Annotated in this window: 18 protein-coding genes; 12 read left to right on the top strand and 6 right to left on the bottom strand. The window is 56.5% G+C overall.

The features are described 5' to 3' along the window. Positions 1 to 13 precede the first annotated feature (13 nt). Entirely contained in the window at positions 14 to 685 is a 672-nt protein-coding gene (gene rpiA, locus ACUN9X_RS05450) for a ribose-5-phosphate isomerase RpiA (protein ID WP_445472428.1), read from the top strand. Between the two features lie 63 nt (positions 686 to 748). Here rpiA and oadA read toward each other — a convergent pair whose 3' ends face one another. Both oadA and ACUN9X_RS05440 read right to left on the bottom strand, forming a co-directional pair. Further along, complete coding sequence (gene oadA, locus ACUN9X_RS05445; RefSeq protein WP_260038277.1) at positions 749 to 2,557, bottom strand: sodium-extruding oxaloacetate decarboxylase subunit alpha; 1,809 nt, start codon at positions 2,555 to 2,557, stop codon at positions 749 to 751. A 12-nt stretch (positions 2,558 to 2,569) separates the two neighbouring features. Further along, positions 2,570 to 3,991 (bottom strand): acetyl-CoA carboxylase biotin carboxylase subunit, encoded by a 1,422-nt coding sequence (locus tag ACUN9X_RS05440; protein ID WP_445472427.1) that lies wholly within the window; start codon positions 3,989 to 3,991, stop codon positions 2,570 to 2,572. Between the two features lie 261 nt (positions 3,992 to 4,252). Between ACUN9X_RS05440 and ACUN9X_RS05435 the strand changes: the two genes are divergently transcribed. Further along, on the top strand, positions 4,253 to 5,395 hold the full coding sequence (locus ACUN9X_RS05435) for an acyl-CoA dehydrogenase family protein (protein ID WP_445472426.1): 1,143 nt from the start codon (positions 4,253 to 4,255) through the stop codon (positions 5,393 to 5,395). 19 nt (positions 5,396 to 5,414) lie between these two features. Here the strand turns inward: ACUN9X_RS05435 and ACUN9X_RS05430 are convergent, their stop codons facing one another. Together ACUN9X_RS05430 and ACUN9X_RS05425 are read right to left on the bottom strand one after the other, a co-directional pair. Then, positions 5,415 to 5,960 carry a hypothetical protein gene (locus ACUN9X_RS05430; protein WP_445472425.1) on the bottom strand — a complete coding sequence of 182 codons (546 nt, stop codon included), beginning with the start codon at positions 5,958 to 5,960 and terminating at the stop codon, positions 5,415 to 5,417. A gap of 2 nt (positions 5,961 to 5,962) precedes the next feature. After that, positions 5,963 to 6,286 (bottom strand): hypothetical protein, encoded by a 324-nt coding sequence (locus ACUN9X_RS05425; protein WP_260038282.1) that lies wholly within the window; start codon positions 6,284 to 6,286, stop codon positions 5,963 to 5,965. A gap of 368 nt (positions 6,287 to 6,654) precedes the next feature. On the opposite strand from ACUN9X_RS05425, the gene ppa reads away from it, so the two are divergent. Beyond that, on the top strand, positions 6,655 to 7,188 hold the full coding sequence (ppa, locus tag ACUN9X_RS05420; RefSeq protein WP_260038283.1) for an inorganic diphosphatase: 534 nt from the start codon (positions 6,655 to 6,657) through the stop codon (positions 7,186 to 7,188). Between the two features lie 99 nt (positions 7,189 to 7,287). Here ppa and ACUN9X_RS05415 read toward each other — a convergent pair whose 3' ends face one another. Continuing rightward, complete coding sequence (locus tag ACUN9X_RS05415) at positions 7,288 to 8,328, bottom strand: DUF2333 family protein (RefSeq protein WP_260038284.1); 1,041 nt, start codon at positions 8,326 to 8,328, stop codon at positions 7,288 to 7,290. 131 nt (positions 8,329 to 8,459) lie between these two features. Next, a complete protein-coding gene (locus ACUN9X_RS05410) occupies positions 8,460 to 10,457 on the bottom strand; it encodes a bifunctional diguanylate cyclase/phosphodiesterase (protein WP_445472424.1) in 1,998 nt (665 codons plus the stop codon). Between the two features lie 269 nt (positions 10,458 to 10,726). Here ACUN9X_RS05410 and ACUN9X_RS05405 point away from each other — a divergent pair, with 269 nt between their 5' ends. The 9 genes from ACUN9X_RS05405 (at position 10,727) to purH (ending at position 20,409) form a co-directional block, all read left to right on the top strand. Then, positions 10,727 to 12,340, top strand: a complete 1,614-nt coding sequence (locus ACUN9X_RS05405; protein WP_260038286.1) for a diguanylate cyclase — start codon at positions 10,727 to 10,729, stop codon at positions 12,338 to 12,340. A 249-nt stretch (positions 12,341 to 12,589) separates the two neighbouring features. Next, positions 12,590 to 13,030: a type II 3-dehydroquinate dehydratase gene (gene aroQ / locus ACUN9X_RS05400; protein WP_260038289.1), complete on the top strand. Its 441-nt coding sequence runs from the start codon at positions 12,590 to 12,592 to the stop codon at positions 13,028 to 13,030. A gap of 18 nt (positions 13,031 to 13,048) precedes the next feature. Beyond that, positions 13,049 to 13,513 carry an acetyl-CoA carboxylase biotin carboxyl carrier protein gene (accB, locus tag ACUN9X_RS05395; protein ID WP_445472423.1) on the top strand — a complete coding sequence of 155 codons (465 nt, stop codon included), beginning with the start codon at positions 13,049 to 13,051 and terminating at the stop codon, positions 13,511 to 13,513. Positions 13,514 to 13,541: 28 nt separating this feature from the next. Continuing rightward, a complete protein-coding gene (gene accC, locus ACUN9X_RS05390; RefSeq protein WP_260038518.1) occupies positions 13,542 to 14,882 on the top strand; it encodes an acetyl-CoA carboxylase biotin carboxylase subunit in 1,341 nt (446 codons plus the stop codon). A gap of 2 nt (positions 14,883 to 14,884) precedes the next feature. Next, positions 14,885 to 15,781 carry a 50S ribosomal protein L11 methyltransferase gene (gene prmA, locus ACUN9X_RS05385; RefSeq protein WP_260038295.1) on the top strand — a complete coding sequence of 299 codons (897 nt, stop codon included), beginning with the start codon at positions 14,885 to 14,887 and terminating at the stop codon, positions 15,779 to 15,781. A gap of 145 nt (positions 15,782 to 15,926) precedes the next feature. Further along, complete coding sequence (locus ACUN9X_RS05380) at positions 15,927 to 17,264, top strand: DUF3426 domain-containing protein (protein ID WP_445472422.1); 1,338 nt, start codon at positions 15,927 to 15,929, stop codon at positions 17,262 to 17,264. Between the two features lie 166 nt (positions 17,265 to 17,430). Continuing rightward, the gene (dusB, locus tag ACUN9X_RS05375) at positions 17,431 to 18,429 is read left to right on the top strand and encodes a tRNA dihydrouridine synthase DusB (RefSeq protein ID WP_260038299.1); all 999 of its coding nucleotides are present in this window, start codon (positions 17,431 to 17,433) and stop codon (positions 18,427 to 18,429) included. Next, positions 18,426 to 18,743 (top strand): DNA-binding transcriptional regulator Fis, encoded by a 318-nt coding sequence (gene fis / locus ACUN9X_RS05370; RefSeq protein ID WP_260038301.1) that lies wholly within the window; start codon positions 18,426 to 18,428, stop codon positions 18,741 to 18,743. The genes dusB and fis overlap by 4 nt, the downstream gene beginning before the upstream one ends. Positions 18,744 to 18,828: 85 nt before the next feature. Next, entirely contained in the window at positions 18,829 to 20,409 is a 1,581-nt protein-coding gene (purH, locus tag ACUN9X_RS05365) for a bifunctional phosphoribosylaminoimidazolecarboxamide formyltransferase/IMP cyclohydrolase (RefSeq protein WP_260038302.1), read from the top strand. Positions 20,410 to 20,426: the final 17 nt, after the last annotated feature.

The raw sequence follows: 20,426 nt of genomic DNA, 5'->3' as shown, positions 1-20,426 counted from the left end.
CCGCGAGGACGTCATGACCCAGGATGAACTCAAGCAAGCCGTTGCCAAGGCAGCGATTGATGCCATTCGCCCCCAACTGGACAGCGAAAGCGTCATCGGTGTCGGCACAGGCAGCACGGCGAACTGCTTTATCGATCTGCTGGCAGAGCTTAAAACCGAGTTCGACGGCGCCGTTGCCAGTTCGGACGCCACCGCAGAACGATTGAAAGGCCACGGCATCCCGGTTTACGACCTCAACGCAGTTACCGGCCTTGAGTACTACATCGACGGCGCGGACGAAGCCAATGGCCAGCTGGAGCTGATCAAGGGCGGCGGCGCAGCACTGACGCGCGAGAAGATCGTCGCAGCTGTTGCCCGGACCTTTATCTGCATTGCCGACGACTCCAAGCGGGTCGATCTGCTGGGCGGCTTCCCGCTGCCGGTTGAGGTTATCCCTATGGCCCGCAGCCATGTTGGCCGGGAAATCGTCAAGCTGGGCGGTGATCCGGTGTATCGTGAAGGTGTCACTACCGACAACGGCAACATCATCATCGATGTCCACAACCTGCAGATCGATAACCCGATCGAACTGGAGCGCCAGCTCAACAATATCGTCGGCGTTGTCACCAATGGGCTGTTTGCTCAGCGTCCGGCAGATATTCTGCTGCTGGGCACCGCCAATGGCGTCGAAACCATAAAACGCTGACACCAGAACGACAAACCCCGCCGTTTTGGCGGGGTTTGCAGGCACCCTTTCACGTTAACGCGATCAGGCAGGCTCGATTTCCATCAGAATTTCTGATGGCGTGACCCGGTCACCCTTGGCGATAAATACGCCGACGACCTTGCCCGAAACCGGCGCTTTCACTTCGGTTTCCATCTTCATCGCTTCAATGACCAGCACCGGCTTGCCCGCTTCAACGGTATCGCCTTCACCGACCAGTACATCGACGATATTGCCCGGCATGCTCGTGGTGACGTGGCCTTCTTTCGACGCCTTGCCTCGCTTGGAGCCTCCGCTGCCGTCTTCGCGTTCGAAGCCACCAACCGTTTCCAGGCTGATCTCTTCCGGCATGCCGTCGACCGTCATGTAGAAACGACGCTCATCGTCAGCCGTCGGGCTTACACCGGTGACCTGGATATCGAAGGTTTCACCGTGCACGGTAACCTTGAACTCGGTTGAGATCGAGCCACCCGCACCGGCAGCAGGTGCCGGCTCCAGCGGCTCCGGCTTCAGGGTGCCGGCTTTACGCTGCTCAAAGAACTGACGCGCCTGATCAGGGAACATGGCGTAGGTCAGTACGTCTTCTTCAGACTCTGCCAGCTCGCCTACTTCTTCCTTGATCTTGTGGAATTCGTTCTTGATCAGGTTGGCAGGACGTTCGTCGATCAGGTCTTCATTGCCAACGGCACGTTTCTGCAGATCCGCATTCACAACACCAGGCGCGGCACCGTACCAACCTTGCAGGTACTTCTTCACTTCGTTGGTAATGTTGTCATAGCGCTTGCCGGCCAGCACGTTGATAACGGCTTGGGTGCCCACGATCTGAGAGGTAGGCGTGACCAGCGGCGGGAACCCGAGGTCTTCACGCACACGAGGAATCTCGGCAAACACATCGCGAATCTTGTCGAGCGCGCCCTGCTCCTTGAGCTGGTTCGCCAGGTTGGACATCATGCCGCCCGGCACCTGGGACAGCAGCACCGCAGTATCCACGCCGTTGTAGTCGCTTTCGAACTGGTGATACTTCTTGCGCACATCGCGGAAGTAATGGGTCAGCTCATCCAGCATCTCAAGATCCAGATCCACGTCGTAACCGGCATCTTTCAGCGCTGCCACCATGGATTCTGTCGGCGGATGGCTGGTACCACCGGCAAAGGCTGACAATGCGGTATCAATATGATCAACACCGGCTTCGACGGCCGCCCACTGACACATGGACGCCATGCCGGAAGTCGCATGCGAGTGCAGGAAGACCGGCAGCGACAGCGTATCTTTCAACGCCTTGACCAGCTCACTGGTGGCGGTGGGCGTCAGCAGGCCGGCCATATCCTTGATGGCGATGCTGTCGATCCCCATGTCGGCCATCGCTTTTGCCTGCTTCACAAACAGCTCGGTATTGTGAACCGGGCTGACGGTATAGCAGATAGTGCCCTGGGCATGCTTACCCGCTTTCTTGACGGCCTTGATGCTGGTTTCCAGATTGCGAACATCGTTCAGCGCATCAAAAATGCGGAATACATCAATTCCGTTCTCGGCCGCTTTCTGGACAAAGGCCTCTACCACGTCGTCAGCATAATGGCGGTAGCCCAGCAGGTTCTGGCCTCGCAGCAACATTTGCAGCCGGGTATCCGGCAGTGCCTTGCGCAGCTCACGCAGACGCTCCCAAGGGTCTTCCTTGAGGAAGCGAACACAGCTGTCGAATGTCGCGCCACCCCAACACTCCAGTGACCAGTAACCCGCCTTGTTCAACTTCTCACAGGCCGGAAGCATGTCTTCCGTACGCAGGCGAGTGGCGATCAGGGATTGATGGGCGTCCCGTAAAATAACATCAGTGATTTCAATCTTGCGCTTGGTCATATCTATCTCCCGTCAGAGTCCGGCCTGAGCCGCAATGGCAGCCGCAAGGGCCGCTGCCAGAGACTCTGGACGCTTTTTGATGCTGTATTGGGTCAATTCCGGATGGGCTTCAACAAAGCCGGTGTTGAAATCGGCAGCCTGGAACTCCGGATGGCCGAGAATTTCCAGGTAATACGGAATCGTGGTTTTGATACCGTAGATCCCCATGTCGTTAAGCGCCCGGCGCGAACGCTCAAGCAGCTCCTCCCAGTCCATCGCGGACACGATCAGCTTTGCGCACATCGAATCGTAATAGGGCGGGATCTCATAGCCGGTATAGATCGCAGCGTCGGTTCTGACACCGGGCCCACCGGGCGAGTAGTAGCGGCTGATCTGGCCAAAGCTCGGCAGGAAGTTGTTCTTTGGATCCTCTGCATTGATACGGAACTGCGCCGCAAAGCCCCGGTAGCTGATTTCATCCTGGGTGTACTTCAGCGGTTTGCCCGCTGCAATGCGGATTTGCTCCTTGACGATATCAACCCCGGTGATCTGTTCGGAAATGGTGTGCTCCACCTGGATCCGGGTGTTCATTTCCATGAAGTAGAAATCGTCTTTGTCATCAAGCAGAAACTCAACGGTACCGGCGTTTTCGTAACCGCACTCCTTCGCCAGGTTAACCGCCAGCTCACCAATATAATGACGCTGCTCATCGGTCATCTGCGGTGATGGCGCCAGCTCGATCAGTTTCTGGTTACGGCGCTGGATGGAGCAGTCGCGCTCATACAGGTGAATGGCGTTACCGTGGCTGTCTGCCAAAACCTGCACTTCGATATGGCGCGGGTTTACGATGCACTTTTCCAGAAACACGTCGGCGCTGCCAAACGCTTTGGTCGCTTCGGAAATAACCCGTTCGAAATTCTGCCGCAGCGCCGCTTCGTCGTCACAACGGCGGATACCGCGGCCGCCGCCACCGGATGTTGCCTTGAGCATCACCGGATAGCCCACGGATTCAGCCTGCTTGACCGCATCCTCGATATCTTCGAGGTTACCGTCGGAGCCCGGGGTAACCGGGACACCCGCGTTAACTGCGGTTTGACGCGCGTGAGTCTTGTCACCCATTGATGCAATAACTTCAGACGAGGGACCGATAAAACGGATTCCCCGCTCCTTGCAGACCGCAGCCAGCGTTGCGTTCTCAGACAAAAAACCATAACCGGGATGCAACGCATCGCAGCCGGTCTCAACCGCGAGATTCACAATATGATGGGGGTTGAGATAGCCGGTTAACGGATCAGCGCTGATGCAGTGCGCTTCATCGGCCTTTTTGACATGCAACGAATACCGGTCTGCTTCGGAGTATATGGCGACAGCTTTGACGCCCAACTCCTGGCAGGCCCGGGCTATTCTGACGGCGATCTCACCACGATTGGCGATGAGCACCTTTTTGATCTTCATACCTGGATCTCCCTGTGCATTGTCCAGGAAGTGAAACTGGGACCTGAGTCCACCTGGATACCACTGTTATGTGGGTAAATACATATAGCATATCAGCGCAAACAGCACGTTGGTCTACCCTGAGCGCGCCTCACTCTATCCAGCTGGATGTTACCTAACCATAGCTAACCTGATCCAGATCAACTTTTTAACCAAGCGCTTGCTTGGTTTTTCGATTTATCAGACACTGCTTCATGCCTTACATCAACACAGGTGAGATCCATGGACACGGCTTACTTCAACGACACACATGAACAGGCTCGCCAGACCGCCCGCAAGTTCATCGCCACTCATGTCAGCCCTTATATAGAGGACTGGGAAGAAGCCGGCGAGTTCCCCCGCGAACTCTATACGCTTGCCGGCGAGGCTGGCCTGCTCGGCGCGGGTTACCCTGAATCACTGGGCGGGCATAGCGAGGGCGATATTTTCCTGAAGGTCGCGCTTAGCGAGGAGCTGATGCGCTCAACATCCGGCGGCCTGGTCGCCGGCCTGGGCTCGATTGATATCGGTCTACCGCCAGTTGTGAAGTGGGCCCGACCGGACGTTCGGGATGCCATTGCACCCGCAGTTCTGCGTGGTGAGAAAATCATTGCGCTGGCCGTGACCGAGCCTGGTGGTGGCTCCGACGTGGCGAGCCTGAAAACCCGCGCGGTACGCGATGGCGACGAATACGTGGTCAATGGGGCCAAAACCTTTATCACCAGCGGCCACAGAGCAGACTATTACACCGTCGCCGTGCGCACAGGCAGTGAGGGGCACGGCGGCATCAGCCTGCTTTTGATCGATCGTGACACACCCGGCTTCACTCGTGGTCGTAAACTTCGCAAAATGGGCTGGTGGGCCAGTGACACCGCGGAGCTGTTCTTCGAGGACTGCAGAGTACCGGCCAACCGGCTGATCGGCGCTGAGAACGCCGGGTTCATCGCCATCATGACGAACTTTCTCTCCGAACGGTTGATGCTGGCCATCATGGGTTACATGACAGCAGAGATCGCATTGGAAACATCCATCAGATACTGCCGCCAGCGGGAGGCCTTCGGCCGATCAATTTCCGGCTTTCAGGTCACCCGGCACAAGTTGGTCGAGATGGCCACGCAAGTCGATATCGCGCGGGAATACACCTACCGCTGCGCAGCATTGATGCAAGCTGGCAAAAACCCGATCAAGCAGGTGGCCATGGCCAAGAATTTTGCAGCGCAGGTCTGCGAGGACGTGACAAGAGAAGCTATTCAGCTCCACGGCGGCATGGGATATATGCGCGAGGCGATGGTTGAGCGTCTGCACCGGGATGGCAAACTGCTGTCCATAGGCGGCGGCACAACCGAAATAATGAAGGAATTGATCAGCAAGCAAATGGGGCTTTGAGATTACGGGCCCCAGACGCCTACGCCGTGTTTTGCGAGGGTGCTTCGTTAGCGCCCTGTGCGGTATCTTCCGGAACGCCGTCGCCCGATCCGGTGGCGTCATCGTTTTCCGGTTCGCCATCATCCATCGCGTTGGCCGCCTTCAAAAATGCCAAACCACTCTGGATCAGAAACTGCCGCATGCGGGGATCGCTCTGTTCCGTCACGCCCAAAGCAAATGACGTCAGCACGGCTTCCCAGGGATTGTTGATGATGAGTTTGCGAAAAGCGTCAACGGGAGAGAATGACTTACCACCTGAACCCGACTCACTATCGCCGGATTTCTTCGCCGGACTTTTAAGCATCCGATAGAAAAAGAAAGCCAACAGCAAAACACAGGCGAAGCCGGTAATACCGTACGCACCCGCCTCGCCCACCCAGGGCGTCAGCCCCAGGCTGGCAGCCTTCAACAACATCACAAAGCCGCCAATCAACAAGGCACTGAGTAACACAAATGCAAGCACGAACCCTATGACAGCGCCCAGCGCCTTGCGTACCAGTGCCTTAATGTCTTCAGATGACATCATATTCAACGATCAAGCAACTTGCCGACCAGCAGCCCGACGAGGAAAACAATCACAACACTCAGGAAGGGGCGTTCCTCGATTTTATGCTCAACGTCGTGTATTGCCTTGCTGCCCGCATCGCGAGCCTTGGTCAAAGCCTCATCTCCACGCTCACGCGCATGCTTGAGGGCATCACGGCTTTCTTTGCGGATTTCCTCCCGCAGGTTACTGATATTGCCTTTCTGGCCATCAGCCACCGCTTTCGTCAGTTTTGCCAGATCGTCACGCAACAACTGAAGGTCTTCTTTTACATGCCTGTAATCTTCTTGTGTCGATTTCGCTTCCATAACATCTCTCCTTACGTGGGTAGATCCGGAAAGGTACCTCAGGCAACCCTCGAAGACGCGCCATTACACCCTGCAACGTTGCGACTTGCGATCAGCACCCGGTACGCCGGTTCTCGTGCGAAGCCTGACATCCCGTGACCGAGGCGTTTCACACACGACCCGGACCCGGCACACGGACAGACCCTATAAATGTAGCACAGTGGCGGATTCCAACATGACCGTACTGTCATGCCGAAGCCTGAACCTACACTAAATGTAGTTTTCACCCCTGCGCGACGACAGGTATAATCTAGCCCACTCTACTCTGATCAGCGGTTAACCTATGATCATATGATCGCCGTTGGACACTTTAAACTTAAGGACGCCCCATGAATTTCGACATGATTCCGCCTGGCAAGAACCCTCCTGAAGACATCAATGTTCTGATCGAGATCCCGGCCAACGCATCCTCCCCCATCAAGTATGAAGTGGACAAGGACATGGGAGCGGTTGTTGTTGATCGTTTTATGGCGACGCCAATGTTCTACCCTGCCAATTACGGTTTCATCCCCAACACTTTGGCGGACGACGGCGATCCATTGGACGTTCTGGTTGTGACCCCTTACCCGGTAATGCCCGGCTGCGTAATCCGCTGCCGCCCCGTCGGCGTCCTGAACATGGAAGACGAAGCCGGCGGTGACGCCAAGCTGGTAGCAGTCCCCCACGACAAGGTCACACCGCAGTACAAGGACATTCAGGACGTTGAGGACCTGCCGGAACTGCTCCGTAACCAGATCCAGCATTTCTTTGAAAACTACAAGGATCTGGAAGCTGGCAAGTGGGTCAAGGTTCAGGGCTGGGATAACGCCGCAGCCGCTCGCAAAGCGATCGAAGCTTCCATTGCGGCGTACAGCAAAGACTGATATTGCCAGCACACGATTCTTTTTGAATCAGCGCAAAAAAGCAGCCGGTTTACGCCGGCTGCTTTTTTATTGGGCGAAATAACCCGAGGTACGACTGGATCAGCCCTGATCCAGTAGCTTCCTCAGATCAACGACAGCCGAGTTTGCTCTGGCGAGATACGACGCCATCGTCAGCGAATGGTTCGCAAGGAACCCGAAGCCACTGCCATTGAGAATCACCGGACTCCACATCGGCTCCTGACTGCCCTCAAGCTCGACGATGATCTGCCTGACGCTGACCAGCGCATTCTTGTCGATCAGCACCTCGCGGAAATCCACTTCGATGGCGCGGAAGATGTGAAGCAACGCCCATGCGGTACCACGTGCCTCGTAGAACACGTCGTCGATTTCGGTCCAGGGGGTCTGGACCGATTCATAACTCTTGTCTTTGGGATCGCTGACCATCTCGTCGCCGCTTTCGCCAACGGTCTGCTTGCCGACGCTTTCGCTGAGCTTGCGGGACAGGCTGCCCAGACGGGTCTCGAGATCTCCCAGCCAGTTATTGAGGTTGTCAGCCCGCGCATAGAACTGTGCCTGCGGTTGCTGGGGGTTCGACAGCCGGTCGAGATAGCGCCTCAATGCCGCAACACCGCGGCGATATTCCGACTCGGTCGATGGCAGCACCCAGCTACCATTATCAAAATGCAGTTGCGGCTCAGCTACCGTCAGATCAGGATCTTCCGAAGACTGACTCTGGGAACGGCTCATATCCTTGCGCATCGCACGTGCCATGTCGCGAACCTGGACCAGCACACCGTATTCCCAGTGCGGCATGTTATCCATCCATAACCCCGGAGGCATGATGTCGTTGGTAATATAGCCGCCAGACTTATTCAGCAGCGTTTCCGTCATTTGAATCAACGTCGAGGTGGTCGTGAAGCCGGTGACCAGCTCACGGTTCATGTCTTTTGCTGTTTTCGCAGCCTCCGCTCGCACGGGGAACACGTCAGGCTCGGAACTCCAGATAATCCCGAGTACCGCTGCCACCAACAAATAAATAACGAACAATACGCCAAGGGTTTTGGCTACCTTGCCGCCTCCCAGATAATCCTGGGCATCCTCTTTTCGCTCTTTAAAAAAGCGTTTTATTCCACTTAACATAGGGCTGCACCTTAATCAGAGGTTCGTTTTTTATCATTGGCGACCGAAACAGGGTCAATCCAGACAATGCCGGCACGCCTTTGTGCGACGTCAATTTTGCTGCGCCAATCAGATAGCTGTCGTTCAGGTTACTATAATTGTTCTACCGGACGGGCCAGATGGTAACCGGTTCCCCCATCAATACCCAACTTCACCAGCTCATGCCACTCTGCCGCAGTTTCAACACCCGCAACAAAGACCTCAACACCCCGGCTGTGTGCGATGGGTACAATAGACTCAACATAAAAACGATTATCCGGAATCGAATCGACGTGGCGTATGAAGCTCGCATCAATACGCAACGCCTGGAAAGACAGATTACGCAGATAGCTGAACGGCGCTCCACCAACACCAAACCTGTCAACAATCAGCCTGCCGCCGATACGCCTCAGCATGCCCACCAGCGCACCAACATCTGACCGGTGGTGATAAACCGCCGCTTCCGGCACGTTGAACCAGAGCCTGCGCGCCAAAGCCCCCGCACTGGTGAGTTCTGACTGCAGGTGCTCGCGGAAGGCGGCATCCGCAACGGCACTGGACCCTATCGTCATGCCAAAATTCATATCGGGATGCGTTTCCAACAACTTCAGGACCCGCACCAGCACCAACCGGTCGAGACGGGCCATCAGCCGGAACCGCTCCGTCATCGGCAAAAACACACTGGCGGGCACCCATTCACCATCGACTTCAAGTCGGGACTGAACCTGATAAAGACGCACCTGACCGTCACTCGCCCTCACCAACGGCTGGAACAGCATCATAATGCGCTCATTATCAATCGCATCAACCAGCAGTGCCTGCCAGTCGGCGGGACCGTTAGCAACGGGCCCATCCGCTTCATGCAGAACACAGCGGGTCACCGCTCCGGCGCGCGCAACCAGCAGCGCCTCGTCGCACGCGGCACGCAGGGAATCGACATCGCTGGCCTCGGTCACAACCGCCACACCGGCATATACAGCCACTTCAAGGCCTGTAGCTGAATCCGAATAAACGCCATCCAGGGTTTTGATTAACTCTTCCAGCCAGAAATGGCCATCGACCGCCGTTACGCCGGGCAAAAAGATACCGAATTCCGCCCCGTTAAGACGTCCCGCAAATGAGCCCGGATACTGCCTCACAAACGCCCGGATCGGCTCGGCGATCTGCCGTAAAACCAGATCGCCCTGTTTGCGGCCGTACTCATGATTAAACTGCCCAAACTCGCCTAGCTGGATCAGCGCGATAACCCCACGCTGATAGATATCCTTTGAGTCCACTTCGGTGCGCACCCGCTGATAAAACGCCCGACGGCTCACCAACCCGGTGGCCGAGTCTTCATTATTGATTTTACGCAGATGCTGAATCAGTTTGGCCTGACCTTCGAACAACTGACCGAGGTCATTCGCCATCTGATTCATTGCCAGGGTAACCTTTGCCAATTCCCTCGTTCCGGCAGCAGGCGCGCGAGCCCGGAAATTCCGCTTGCTGATGGCTTGCGCCTGCACCTCGAGATTGGTCAGTGCGCGCAAGGTCCGGCGCAAGATCAGCCAGAGTAAAAGCAAAGCGGCGGCTCCGATAATCAGCGCCACAAAAACCAACTGGCGCATGACGAGCCACAACACAACATAGCCCTGGGCAGGATGGCTGCTCACCGTCACCGTGCCAAGCTGCTGCCAGCCCCTGACAACCTGCGCGGTTTTACGAAAGTCGTCGGAAGGTAATTTTATAAGCTGAACAAACCATTCCGGTATGCCGGGGGGGATCAGTGCCGCTTCGCGCTCAATAACAAAGCCCTTCGCGATATTCTCATAACGGATTTTCAGATAACGGCTGCTATCAAATGTCGCGTCAATCAACGAGCTTGCGGCAACCCGATCATTGCCGTCTATGGCGTTGGATAACGATAGCCCAACTGCCACGGCGCCATCGTTGGCATGATTTTCCAGCTCCTGCACCATATGATCGCGAAAACCGACAAAACCGATGGCCACTGTTGTCACCAGCAGCATCAAAATCAGACCGCCGGCAAAAACAAGCAACACCAGTTGCAACGACACAATGCCCTTTACGCCATCAGGTGGTTTCCGCTCTTCCGCTTCGGTATTCTGCATTCCCTGACCCACCGCGCCAACGCGCTGAAACCCGTCTGGACTGCGATATATCCGCAGCCTGTTTGCGTCCTATGACAAACATTTACATACCATCACGTACGCCGACAACATAAAACACTATAGACTCTTATGCGGGCCCGCGAAGGCTCTACAATCATAAAAATCGAACCGGACCGGTCTCCATGCCGACTCTGGATCATGCGGGGAACCCGTCCATACTCCCTGCAGGATGGCCAGCTTCCGGAAATAAGTGACAGGCTAGAGATGTAATGACAGACGACACTCAGAAGGAAAAGCTGAAGCAGCACTTTGCGCGCAGGGTCACAACCCAGGCCCGTGTGATTCTGGATATCTGGCAACACATGCGCGCACCCGACACTGATCCGGACGCGTTCCATCGCGAGCTCTCAGCAGCCACCGACAAACTGGTGCGTTATGCCCAGCGTTTCGAAATGGAGAAACATTCCGCGGCAGGTAAAGCGCTGCTGGCAACACTGGAAACCTGGTCGCCGGACAGCCCGCTGACGCCGACGCTTGAAGCTGAGCTTCAGACCGGCATCGACAGCCTGAGCCAATGCACACTGCGCCGCTCCGACCAGGATCTCGAAGAAGCCCCTCGCACGTTTCTTCGCACGCCCGTCTATGTTGCACTGGCCGAACTGGAAATGGCTCACCGCCTGATTAAACAGCTCGACTTTTTTGGTTTCCGGGCAGCAGCGTTCGATGACTCTGAAAGCCTGATTGATGCGTGTAGTCGCCACAAGCCCGAAACCATCCTGATGGACGTCAATTTCGGCGGCGCGCCATTGCACGGTATTGCGACTGTAGAGGCCCTGCAGGCTCATCATGACACCCCCATCCCTATTGTCTTTACCAGTGAAGTGGATGGAACTATCGAAACCCGATTGCGTGCGTCACGTTGTGGTGGCGAGGAGTTTTTCTATCCTTCGGTAGACCCTGGGCAACTGATCGAAAAGATCGAAACCTACACCCACGGCAATACCGTAGAACCCTATCGCGTTCTGGTGCTGGACGATTCCCGCGCCCAGGCGAAGTTTATGGAGAATGTGCTGAACCGGGCCGGCATGACCGCCCACATCATCACTGACCCAATGCAGATCATTCATGCGCTGGAAGCTTTTACGCCGGAAATCATCGTGCTCGACATGTACATGCCGGGTTGCACAGGCATGGAAGTCGCACGGGTTATCCGCCAGCAGGACCGCCTCCACAGCGTGCCCATTATTTATTTGTCCGCAGAAGATGACGTCTCGAAACAGCTGCACGCGATGAGCCTCGGTGGCGACGACTTCCTGACCAAACCAATCGACCCCAAACACCTGGTCGCTACCATCCACAATCGGGGACGACGAGCACGCTCACTGCTGGCGCTGATGATCCGTGACAGCCTCACCGGCTTGTACAATCACACGCACACACTGCACCTGCTCGAGCAGGAAATCGTCAAGGCAAGGCAGAAAGGCACCTCCCTATGCTTTGTAATGCTCGATATTGACCACTTTAAAAAGGTAAACGACACCTACGGCCACCCTATCGGCGACCGCGTACTGAGGAGCCTGTCGATGTTCCTCAAGCAGCGACTCCGTAAAACCGATCACATCGGCCGATACGGCGGCGAAGAATTCGCCATCATCCTGCCTGAAACCCGTGAGAGCGATGCCAAAAGCGTGATCAATGAGATCCGCGAGCGATTTGCCGAACTGCTGCAGCCGGCCGGTAACCGGGAGTTTGCTGTGACATTCAGTTGCGGTATTGCCAGTCTTGGCGACGATTCCTCCCAGACCCTGTGCGAGCGCGCCGATCGCGCACTTTACCGGGCCAAGGAACTGGGCCGAAACACGGTCGTTTCAGCCGAAACCTGAACACACCTCAACCAGGCGCTCCCTCAAAACGGAGGGGCGCCGAACCCCATTCGACCACCCGCTATGAAACCAACGTCTTATGGACGCTGCTGATGGCCTTGTTACCATTGGCGACGGATGCACGCTGACTGGCCGGTCGCGATTGTCAAAAATTGTTGAACTCATAGGCTTTACCGGTCACCATGGGTAGAAAATGTCGGTAATTTCGGCGATCCTGTCGAAATACAGACAAACAACAAGGTTGATGAAATGGCCACCATTCTCGTGCTTCACGGCCCCAATCTGAACATGCTCGGCGTCCGCGAGCCCGACGTTTACGGCAGGGAAACCCTGACCGACATCAACGATCGTTTGCACTCCAGCGCCAGCAAGGCCGGGCATCATCTTCTGCACCTGCAATCCAATGCGGAATATGAACTGATTGACCGTATCCACGAAGCCCGCCAGGAAGGCGTGGACTATATATTGATTAACCCGGCAGCTTTCACGCACACCAGTGTTGCCCTGCGCGATGCGCTGCTGGCCTCGGAGATTCCCTTTATCGAAGTGCACCTTTCCAACGTGCATGCCCGTGAACCATTTCGTCATCACTCCTATTTTTCGGACGTGGCGACAGGCGTTATCTGCGGCTTGGGCAGTCAAGGCTACGACCTTGCCCTCCAGGCTGCTACGGCGCGACTGAACACATAAATTCGACGAGAGCTGACTATGGATATTCGTAAAGTTAAAAAGCTGATCGAACTGCTTGAAGAATCCGATGTAGAAGAACTGGAAATTCGCGAAGGCGATGACACTGTCCGCATCACCCGCCGTCGCGGTACCAGTGATGTGATGCCTTACATGCCGCAGCACTACGCGCCGGCACCAGCGCCCGCTGCCGCTCCGGCACCGCAGGCTGAAGCGGCATCTTCAGGCGGCAACAGCGAACCGGCGCCCGAAGGACACCAGGTGCTGTCACCGATGGTCGGCACCTTCTACCGGGCACCTTCGCCGACGGCCAAAGAATTCGCCGAAGTGGGCCAGAGAGTGTCGGCCGGCGAAGTAATCTGCATCGTCGAAGCGATGAAGATGATGAATCAGATCGAAGCCGACAAGAGCGGCACGATCGTCGATATCCTCGTCGAAAACGGGCAACCGGTTGAATTTGACCAGCCCCTTTTCGTAATTGCCTGATTCTGACAAAGACAGCATACCCATGGCCATGATTGAAAAAGTCCTGATCGCCAACCGGGGCGAAATCGCGCTCCGGATTCTGCGCGCCTGCAAGGAACTCGGCATTCGTACGGTGGCAGTGCACTCGCAAGTTGACCGCGACCTTATGCACGTCCGGCTTGCCGACGAATCTGTCTGTATTGGACCGAACAGCGCGACGGAAAGTTATCTCAACATCCCCGCCATTATCAGCGCCGCCGAAGTAACTGACGCAGTCGGCATCCACCCGGGCTACGGTTTTCTGGCAGAGAACGCCGATTTCGCCGAGCAGGTGGAAAAGAGCGGGTTCCGGTTTATTGGCCCCAAAGCTGAAACCATCCGCCTGATGGGCAACAAGGTGTCTGCCATCAACGCGATGGTAAAAGCCGGCGTTCCGACGGTACCCGGCTCAGACGGCCCGATCACCGACGACGACGCCCAGACCCTTAAAGTGGCCCGCCGCATTGGCTATCCGGTCATTATCAAGGCAGCCTCCGGCGGCGGCGGTCGCGGCATGCAAGTAGTGCACTCCGAAGCGTCACTGCTCAAGAGCATCCAGATCACACAAACCGAAGCACGCAACGCGTTTGGTGATGAAACCTGCTATCTCGAGAAGTACCTGGAACGCCCTCGTCACGTGGAAGTTCAGGTGCTTGCCGACATGCACGGCAATGTCATCCATCTCGGTGATCGTGATTGCTCGATGCAACGTCGTCACCAGAAGGTTATCGAAGAGGCGCCCGCGCCGAACATTGACCCTGAAGCCCGCGCCAAAACCCTGAAAGCCTGTGTCGATGCCTGCAAGGAAATCGGCTACGTCGGCGCCGGTACGTTTGAATTCCTGTACCAGGATGGCGGCTTTTATTTCATTGAAATGAATACCCGTGTCCAGGTCGAGCACCCGGTATCAGAAATGATCACCGGCGTGGATATCGTCAAGGAACAGCTGCGAGTGGCCAGCGGACTGCCCCTGTCCTACACCCAGGATGACATCAAGGTGTCGGGCCACGCGATTGAGTGCAGGATCAACGCCGAAGATCCCAAGACATTCGTACCCAGCCCCGGCAAAGTGAGCCACTTTCACGCGCCAGGCGGTAATGGTGTGCGGGTCGACTCGCATCTTTACAGCGGCTACACCGTTCCGCCCTACTACGACTCGCTCGTATGCAAGCTGATTTCATTTGGCGACAGCCGTGAAGTAGCCCGTACCCGCATGAAAAATGCGCTGGACGAGCTGGTCGTTGAAGGCATCAAAACCAATCAGGCGCTTCACCGCAAGCTGATTCTGGATGGCGGATTCAAACAAGTGGACTTCACCATCCATTATCTCGAAAAACTGATCCGGGATTAATAATGCGCTGGATCCAGATGCGCGTGCCGGCAGATCCCGAGCACGCCGAGCTTATTGAAGATATCCTGATGGAAGCCGGCGCCGAAGCCGTTACCATGGAAGATGCGGCCGACCAGCCGCTCTACGAACCGGACCCCGGCACTACCCCTCTCTGGGGTAATACTCGTGTCACCGGCCTGTTCAACGCGGATAGCAGCATCGATGACATCCGCACCATGATCAGCGACAGCTATCACCAGCAAACCCAGCAAATGCTCGATGAAATCGACGTCAGCATTCTTGAAGACAAAGACTGGGAACGCGCTTGGATGGACGATTTCAAGCCGCTGCCCTTCGGCAAGCGGCTTTGGATTGTTCCCAGCTGGCACGAGGCCCCCGACCCGGATGCCGCGAACCTGATGCTGGACCCGGGCATGGCCTTTGGCACGGGCACTCACCCCACTACCGCACTTTGCCTGCAATGGCTTGACGGCAAAGATGTCAGCGATACGCAGGTTATTGATTATGGCTGCGGTTCCGGCATTCTCGGCCTGGCCGCGCTGTTGCTCGGCGCGCGTCACGTGATAGGCGTCGACACCGACCCCCAGGCACTGGAAGCCAGCCGCGACAACGCACGCCGCAATCAGGTTGAAGACGATCGACTGGCACTTTTTCTGCCAGGGCAGGACTCGGAAACAGAAGCGGACATCATGCTTGCCAACATTCTTGCGCAACCACTGATCAGTCTGGCCGAAAAACTCGCCAGCCGGGTTCGCAACGGCGGCGACATCGTACTCTCAGGCATTCTCTCGACTCAGGCACGGGAAGTAATGGCAGCCTACGAGCCCTGGTTTGTTATGGATGAACCTGTGCAACAGGACGACTGGATCCGCCTCACTGGACGCCGTCGCGACAGATGACGACAGCTCGGTGACCCATTACACTGAGCACTTCAGGGACAGCGTCGCGGGAGCAGTAAATGCCCGCGACCGGAAACGGGTTATGCGTGAAAACGGCACCATTGACCACAGCCCGCCCCGTTGACTTTCGCAACAGGAACAAAGGATGAGCCAGAGCAGTACGCTGACACGTTGCCCCCATTGTGAGACCCGCTTTCGGGTCACTGAAGAACAGCTCGGCATTGCACGCGGCAAAGTACGTTGCGGGCACTGTATGGAAGTGTTCAATGCGCGCGACCACAGTGAGCCCGATCCGGTTCCAGCCACGCCTGCCACACAAAGCAAGCAGCACACCCAGCAAGCTTCACCCCCCCCTCCCGGGGATGACACTGACGCCATCCTGCCGGACGACGATCTGGTCTTCGAAGATGACCCCGAAGAAGACGCCGTAGAAGGCAATTACGCCGGCATCCAGTCGAAATTTCAGGATGAAGAGCTGAGCGACAGTTTTCTGTCTTTTGACGAGAACAAAAACTCCCACTTCGACGATAGTGATGATGACCTGGCATCGTCAGTGGATGAAAGCTGGGCCGAAGCCATGTTGGCCGAGGACCGGCCACCTGTGCGCTCCAACGATAAGACGCCGGCACAAGAACCGCCGCCCGCGCCCGAGTCAGCCGAACCCGAGTTCGACCCGACGTTCAGCCTGCCTGCCCATCAGGAGCCTGAACCCGAGTTCGCACCACGCAGTACTACCCGGCCAGCACCCGGTTCCATTGCCGACAAGGTCAGCCGGGATTTCGAAGCCAGCCTCCAGAACGAGCCTGCTGCCACAAGCGCCGATCATGAGCCCGACAGGGCGGTCGATGCGGCCTTGTCAGCCCCTGTTTTCGACGCCGCACCGCCCCCACCGCCCACGCGCGATGACGGCTTCTTCGATCTGGGCGACGAACCCTCATCGCCTTATCATAACCTTCGCTCTGAGCCTGTCGCCCTGTCCGGCCAGAAAAACCGCGGCGGCGGATTCCGGCGTGTCGTCTGGTCTTTTCTGGCCGTCGCACTGGTGGCGGCCCTGATCGCTCAGGTGACCTACTTTCAGGTTGACCGGTTATCCAGCATTCCCGAGCTGCGCCCTTACTATGAAAAGGGCTGCGAAATTCTGGGCTGCACGCTACCGCAACTGGTGGCGATTGACCGTATTCAGAGCCAGAAGCTGGTGGTCCGGACTGACCCCAAGCAGCGCAATACGCTGATTGTCGACGCCGTGATCATCAACCGCGCCGAGTTTGAACAACCCTTCCCCGGTATCGGTCTTACATTTTCAAACCTGAACGGTGACGTTGTAGCACAGAGCTTGTTTGAACCGGACGAGTACCTCGCCGGAGATGCCAAAGACTCGAAAGTCATGCCTACAGGAACCCCCGTTCGCATCTCGATCACTATCCGTGATCCGGGTCGTGACGCGGTAAACTACAACATTTCGTTCGTTGCTCGCGGAGGCTGACCCCAGCCTCCGGGTTACATTTCACTGGCTGAAAGTCAACCGGATAGAGCGAAAAATAATCAACTTTTTCCCCGCCTTGCCCCTTCAATCAGAACAAGCTCGGGGGTATCATTGTCGCCCCTTGTGAACTGGTTGACTTTTGACCAGATCAAACAGGTGCGAGCGCATGTTACCCGAAGCGAAAATAGGCCCCTACACTCTTCCAAACTCGCTCATCGTTGCGCCGATGGCTGGAGTGACAGACCGTCCTTTTCGTCTTCTTTGCCGTCGCCTTGGCGCAGGTCTGGCCGTTTCTGAAATGGTCATTGCCGACAGCCGCCTCTGGCACACACGCAAATCGATGCTTCGCCTCGATCATGCCGGTGAACCTGAACCCCGTTCTGTTCAGATCGCCGGCGGTGATGCAGAAATGCTCGCCAATGCTGCCCGGCTCAATGTGGAAAACGGCGCCCAGATTATTGACATCAATATGGGTTGCCCCGCCAAGAAGGTGTGCAACAAAGCCGCGGGCTCAGCGCTAATGAAAGACGAAGCGCTGGTGCGGGATATCCTGGAGCAGGTTGTAGCTGCAGTGGATGTTCCGGTCACGCTCAAAATGCGCACCGGGTGGGACCGGGAGCACCGCAATGCACCACTGATTGCCAGAATGGCAGAAGATGCCGGCATTCAGGCACTCGCGGTTCACGGGCGTACCAAAGCGGATGCCTACAAGGGCGAAGCCGAGTACGACACCATCGCCGCAGTCAAGGAAAGCGTCAGTATTCCGGTGTTTGCCAATGGCGACATCACCTCACCGGAGAAGGCACGGGATGTGCTCATGCATACCGGTGCGGACGGCCTGCTTATCGGACGAGCAGCTCAGGGAAGCCCCTGGATATTTCGCGAAATTGAGCACTTCCTCCGAACCGGTCAGCACATGGCGCCACCGGAACTGGACGAAGTTGAAGCCCTTCTCGCGGAACACCTGACAGCATTGCACAACTTTTACGGCGAGCATATGGGACACCGTATTGCACGCAAACATGTGGGCTGGTATCTCCAGTCCCATGATGAAAACAAGCTATTTCGGCGCTACTTCAATGCACTTGAAGATGCGCAAGCGCAACTCGACAGTATCAAACAGTATTTTTCAGGCTTACGAAATGGAGAGGTATTCGCAGCATGACCGCTGAGACACTGGCCAACGAACACGCAACAACCCCCGATAGCGATGGCGGCTATCAACTACAGACCCGGGAACAGAACGGCAACACTGTCACTCTGCGAGACAGCGTTGAGGTCGCACTAAGCAACTACTTTGAACAGCTTGACGGCGCCCCGGTAACGGAAGTCTATCAGCTGGTACTCAGTGAAGTTGAAGCACCTCTGCTGGAACACGTGATGCAATACACGCGCAACAACCAGACCAAGGCCTCCACCATGCTGGGCCTTAACCGCGGCACGCTGCGCAAGAAGCTCAAGCAATACGGTCTGCTATAATCGCAGAAACCGATCTCACGAGGGCCACACGGATCCATTCTGCGCGGCCCTCATTTCGTTCAGCTCCAACGAAAAATCGTGACTCATGGCAAATCAGGCTCCCACTCCCGTTCGTCGCGCGCTTATCAGCGTCTCAGACAAAACCGGTATCGTAGACTTCGCCCGTTCACTCACCGACCGTAGCATCGAGTTGCTGTCCACCGGCGGCACCTACCGCCTGCTGCAGGAAAACGGCGTTGCCGTTACCGAAGTGTCTGACTACACCGGCTTCCCGGAAATGATGGCAGGCCGGGTAAAAACCCTGCACCCCAAAGTACACGGCGGTATTCTCGGGCGTCGAGGCACTGACGACGCGGTTATGGCAGAGCACGGTATCGATGCCATCGACATGGTAATCGTCAACCTTTATCCGTTCGAACAGGCGATTGCCTCACCCGACTGCGATCTGGCCAACGCCATTGAGAATATTGATATCGGTGGCCCGACCATGGTGCGTGCAGCGGCCAAGAATCATGATGACGTTGCGATCGTCGTCAACGCCACTGACTACGCCACAGTGCTTGCCGAGCTGGATGCCAACGATGGTCAACTGCATTACGCCACCCGTTTTGACCTTGCTGTAAAAGCATTCGAGCATACGGCAGGCTACGACAGCGCTATTGCCAACTACCTTGGCGGGCGCACCCGGGACAACGACAATCCCGATTTCCCCCGCACCTTCAATACCCAGTTCATCAAAGTGCAAGACATGCGCTACGGCGAGAACCCGCATCAACGTGCCGCGTTCTACGCCGAAAAGCAGCCCCGCGAAGCCTGTGTGGCAACAGCCAAACAGTTGCAGGGCAAGGAACTGTCGTTCAATAACGTCGCTGATACTGATGCTGCGCTGGAATGCGTCAAACCCTTTGCAGACCCCGCCTGCGTCATCGTCAAACACGCCAACCCCTGCGGTGTTGCGATCGGCACAGATATCGCCCAGGCCTATGATCTGGCATTTGCCACCGACCCCACATCATCATTTGGCGGCATCATCGCCTTTAACCGTGAACTGGATGCGGCCACCGCGAAAATGATTGTGGATCGCCAGTTTGTTGAAGTCATCATTGCGCCCACCATTTCAGCAGAGGCCGTCGAGATTGTCGCTGCCAAGAAAAACGTGCGCTTGCTGGCTTGTGGCGAGTTTGCCGAGAAGCGCGAAAAGGCGATGGACTTCAAGCGCGTGACCGGCGGATTGCTGGTGCAGGATCGCGACCTTGGCATGGTGGCCATGGATGACGTGAAAGTCGTCACCCAACGCCAACCCACAGAAACCGAACTCAACGACCTGCTGTTTGCCTGGGAAGTGGCCAAGTACGTTAAATCCAACGCCATCGTATACGCCAAAGCGGGCCGTACGATTGGTATCGGTGCGGGCCAGATGAGCCGCGTCTACAGCGCCAGAATCGCCGGCATCAAAGCGGAAGACGAAGGCCTGGAAGTACCGGGTTCGGTCATGGCTTCAGACGCATTCTTCCCGTTCCGCGATGGTATCGATGCGGCGGCCAAGGCCGGCATCAAGGCAGTCATTCAGCCAGGTGGCTCCATGCGCGATCAGGAAGTCATCGATGCTGCGGACGAACACGGCATCGCCATGGTCTTCACCGGCATGCGTCACTTCCGACACTAAAATCGGTCAGCAGGATA

The organism is Marinobacter sp. V032, assembly GCF_052645435.1.
This window is presented reverse-complemented; position numbering and strand designations above follow the sequence as displayed.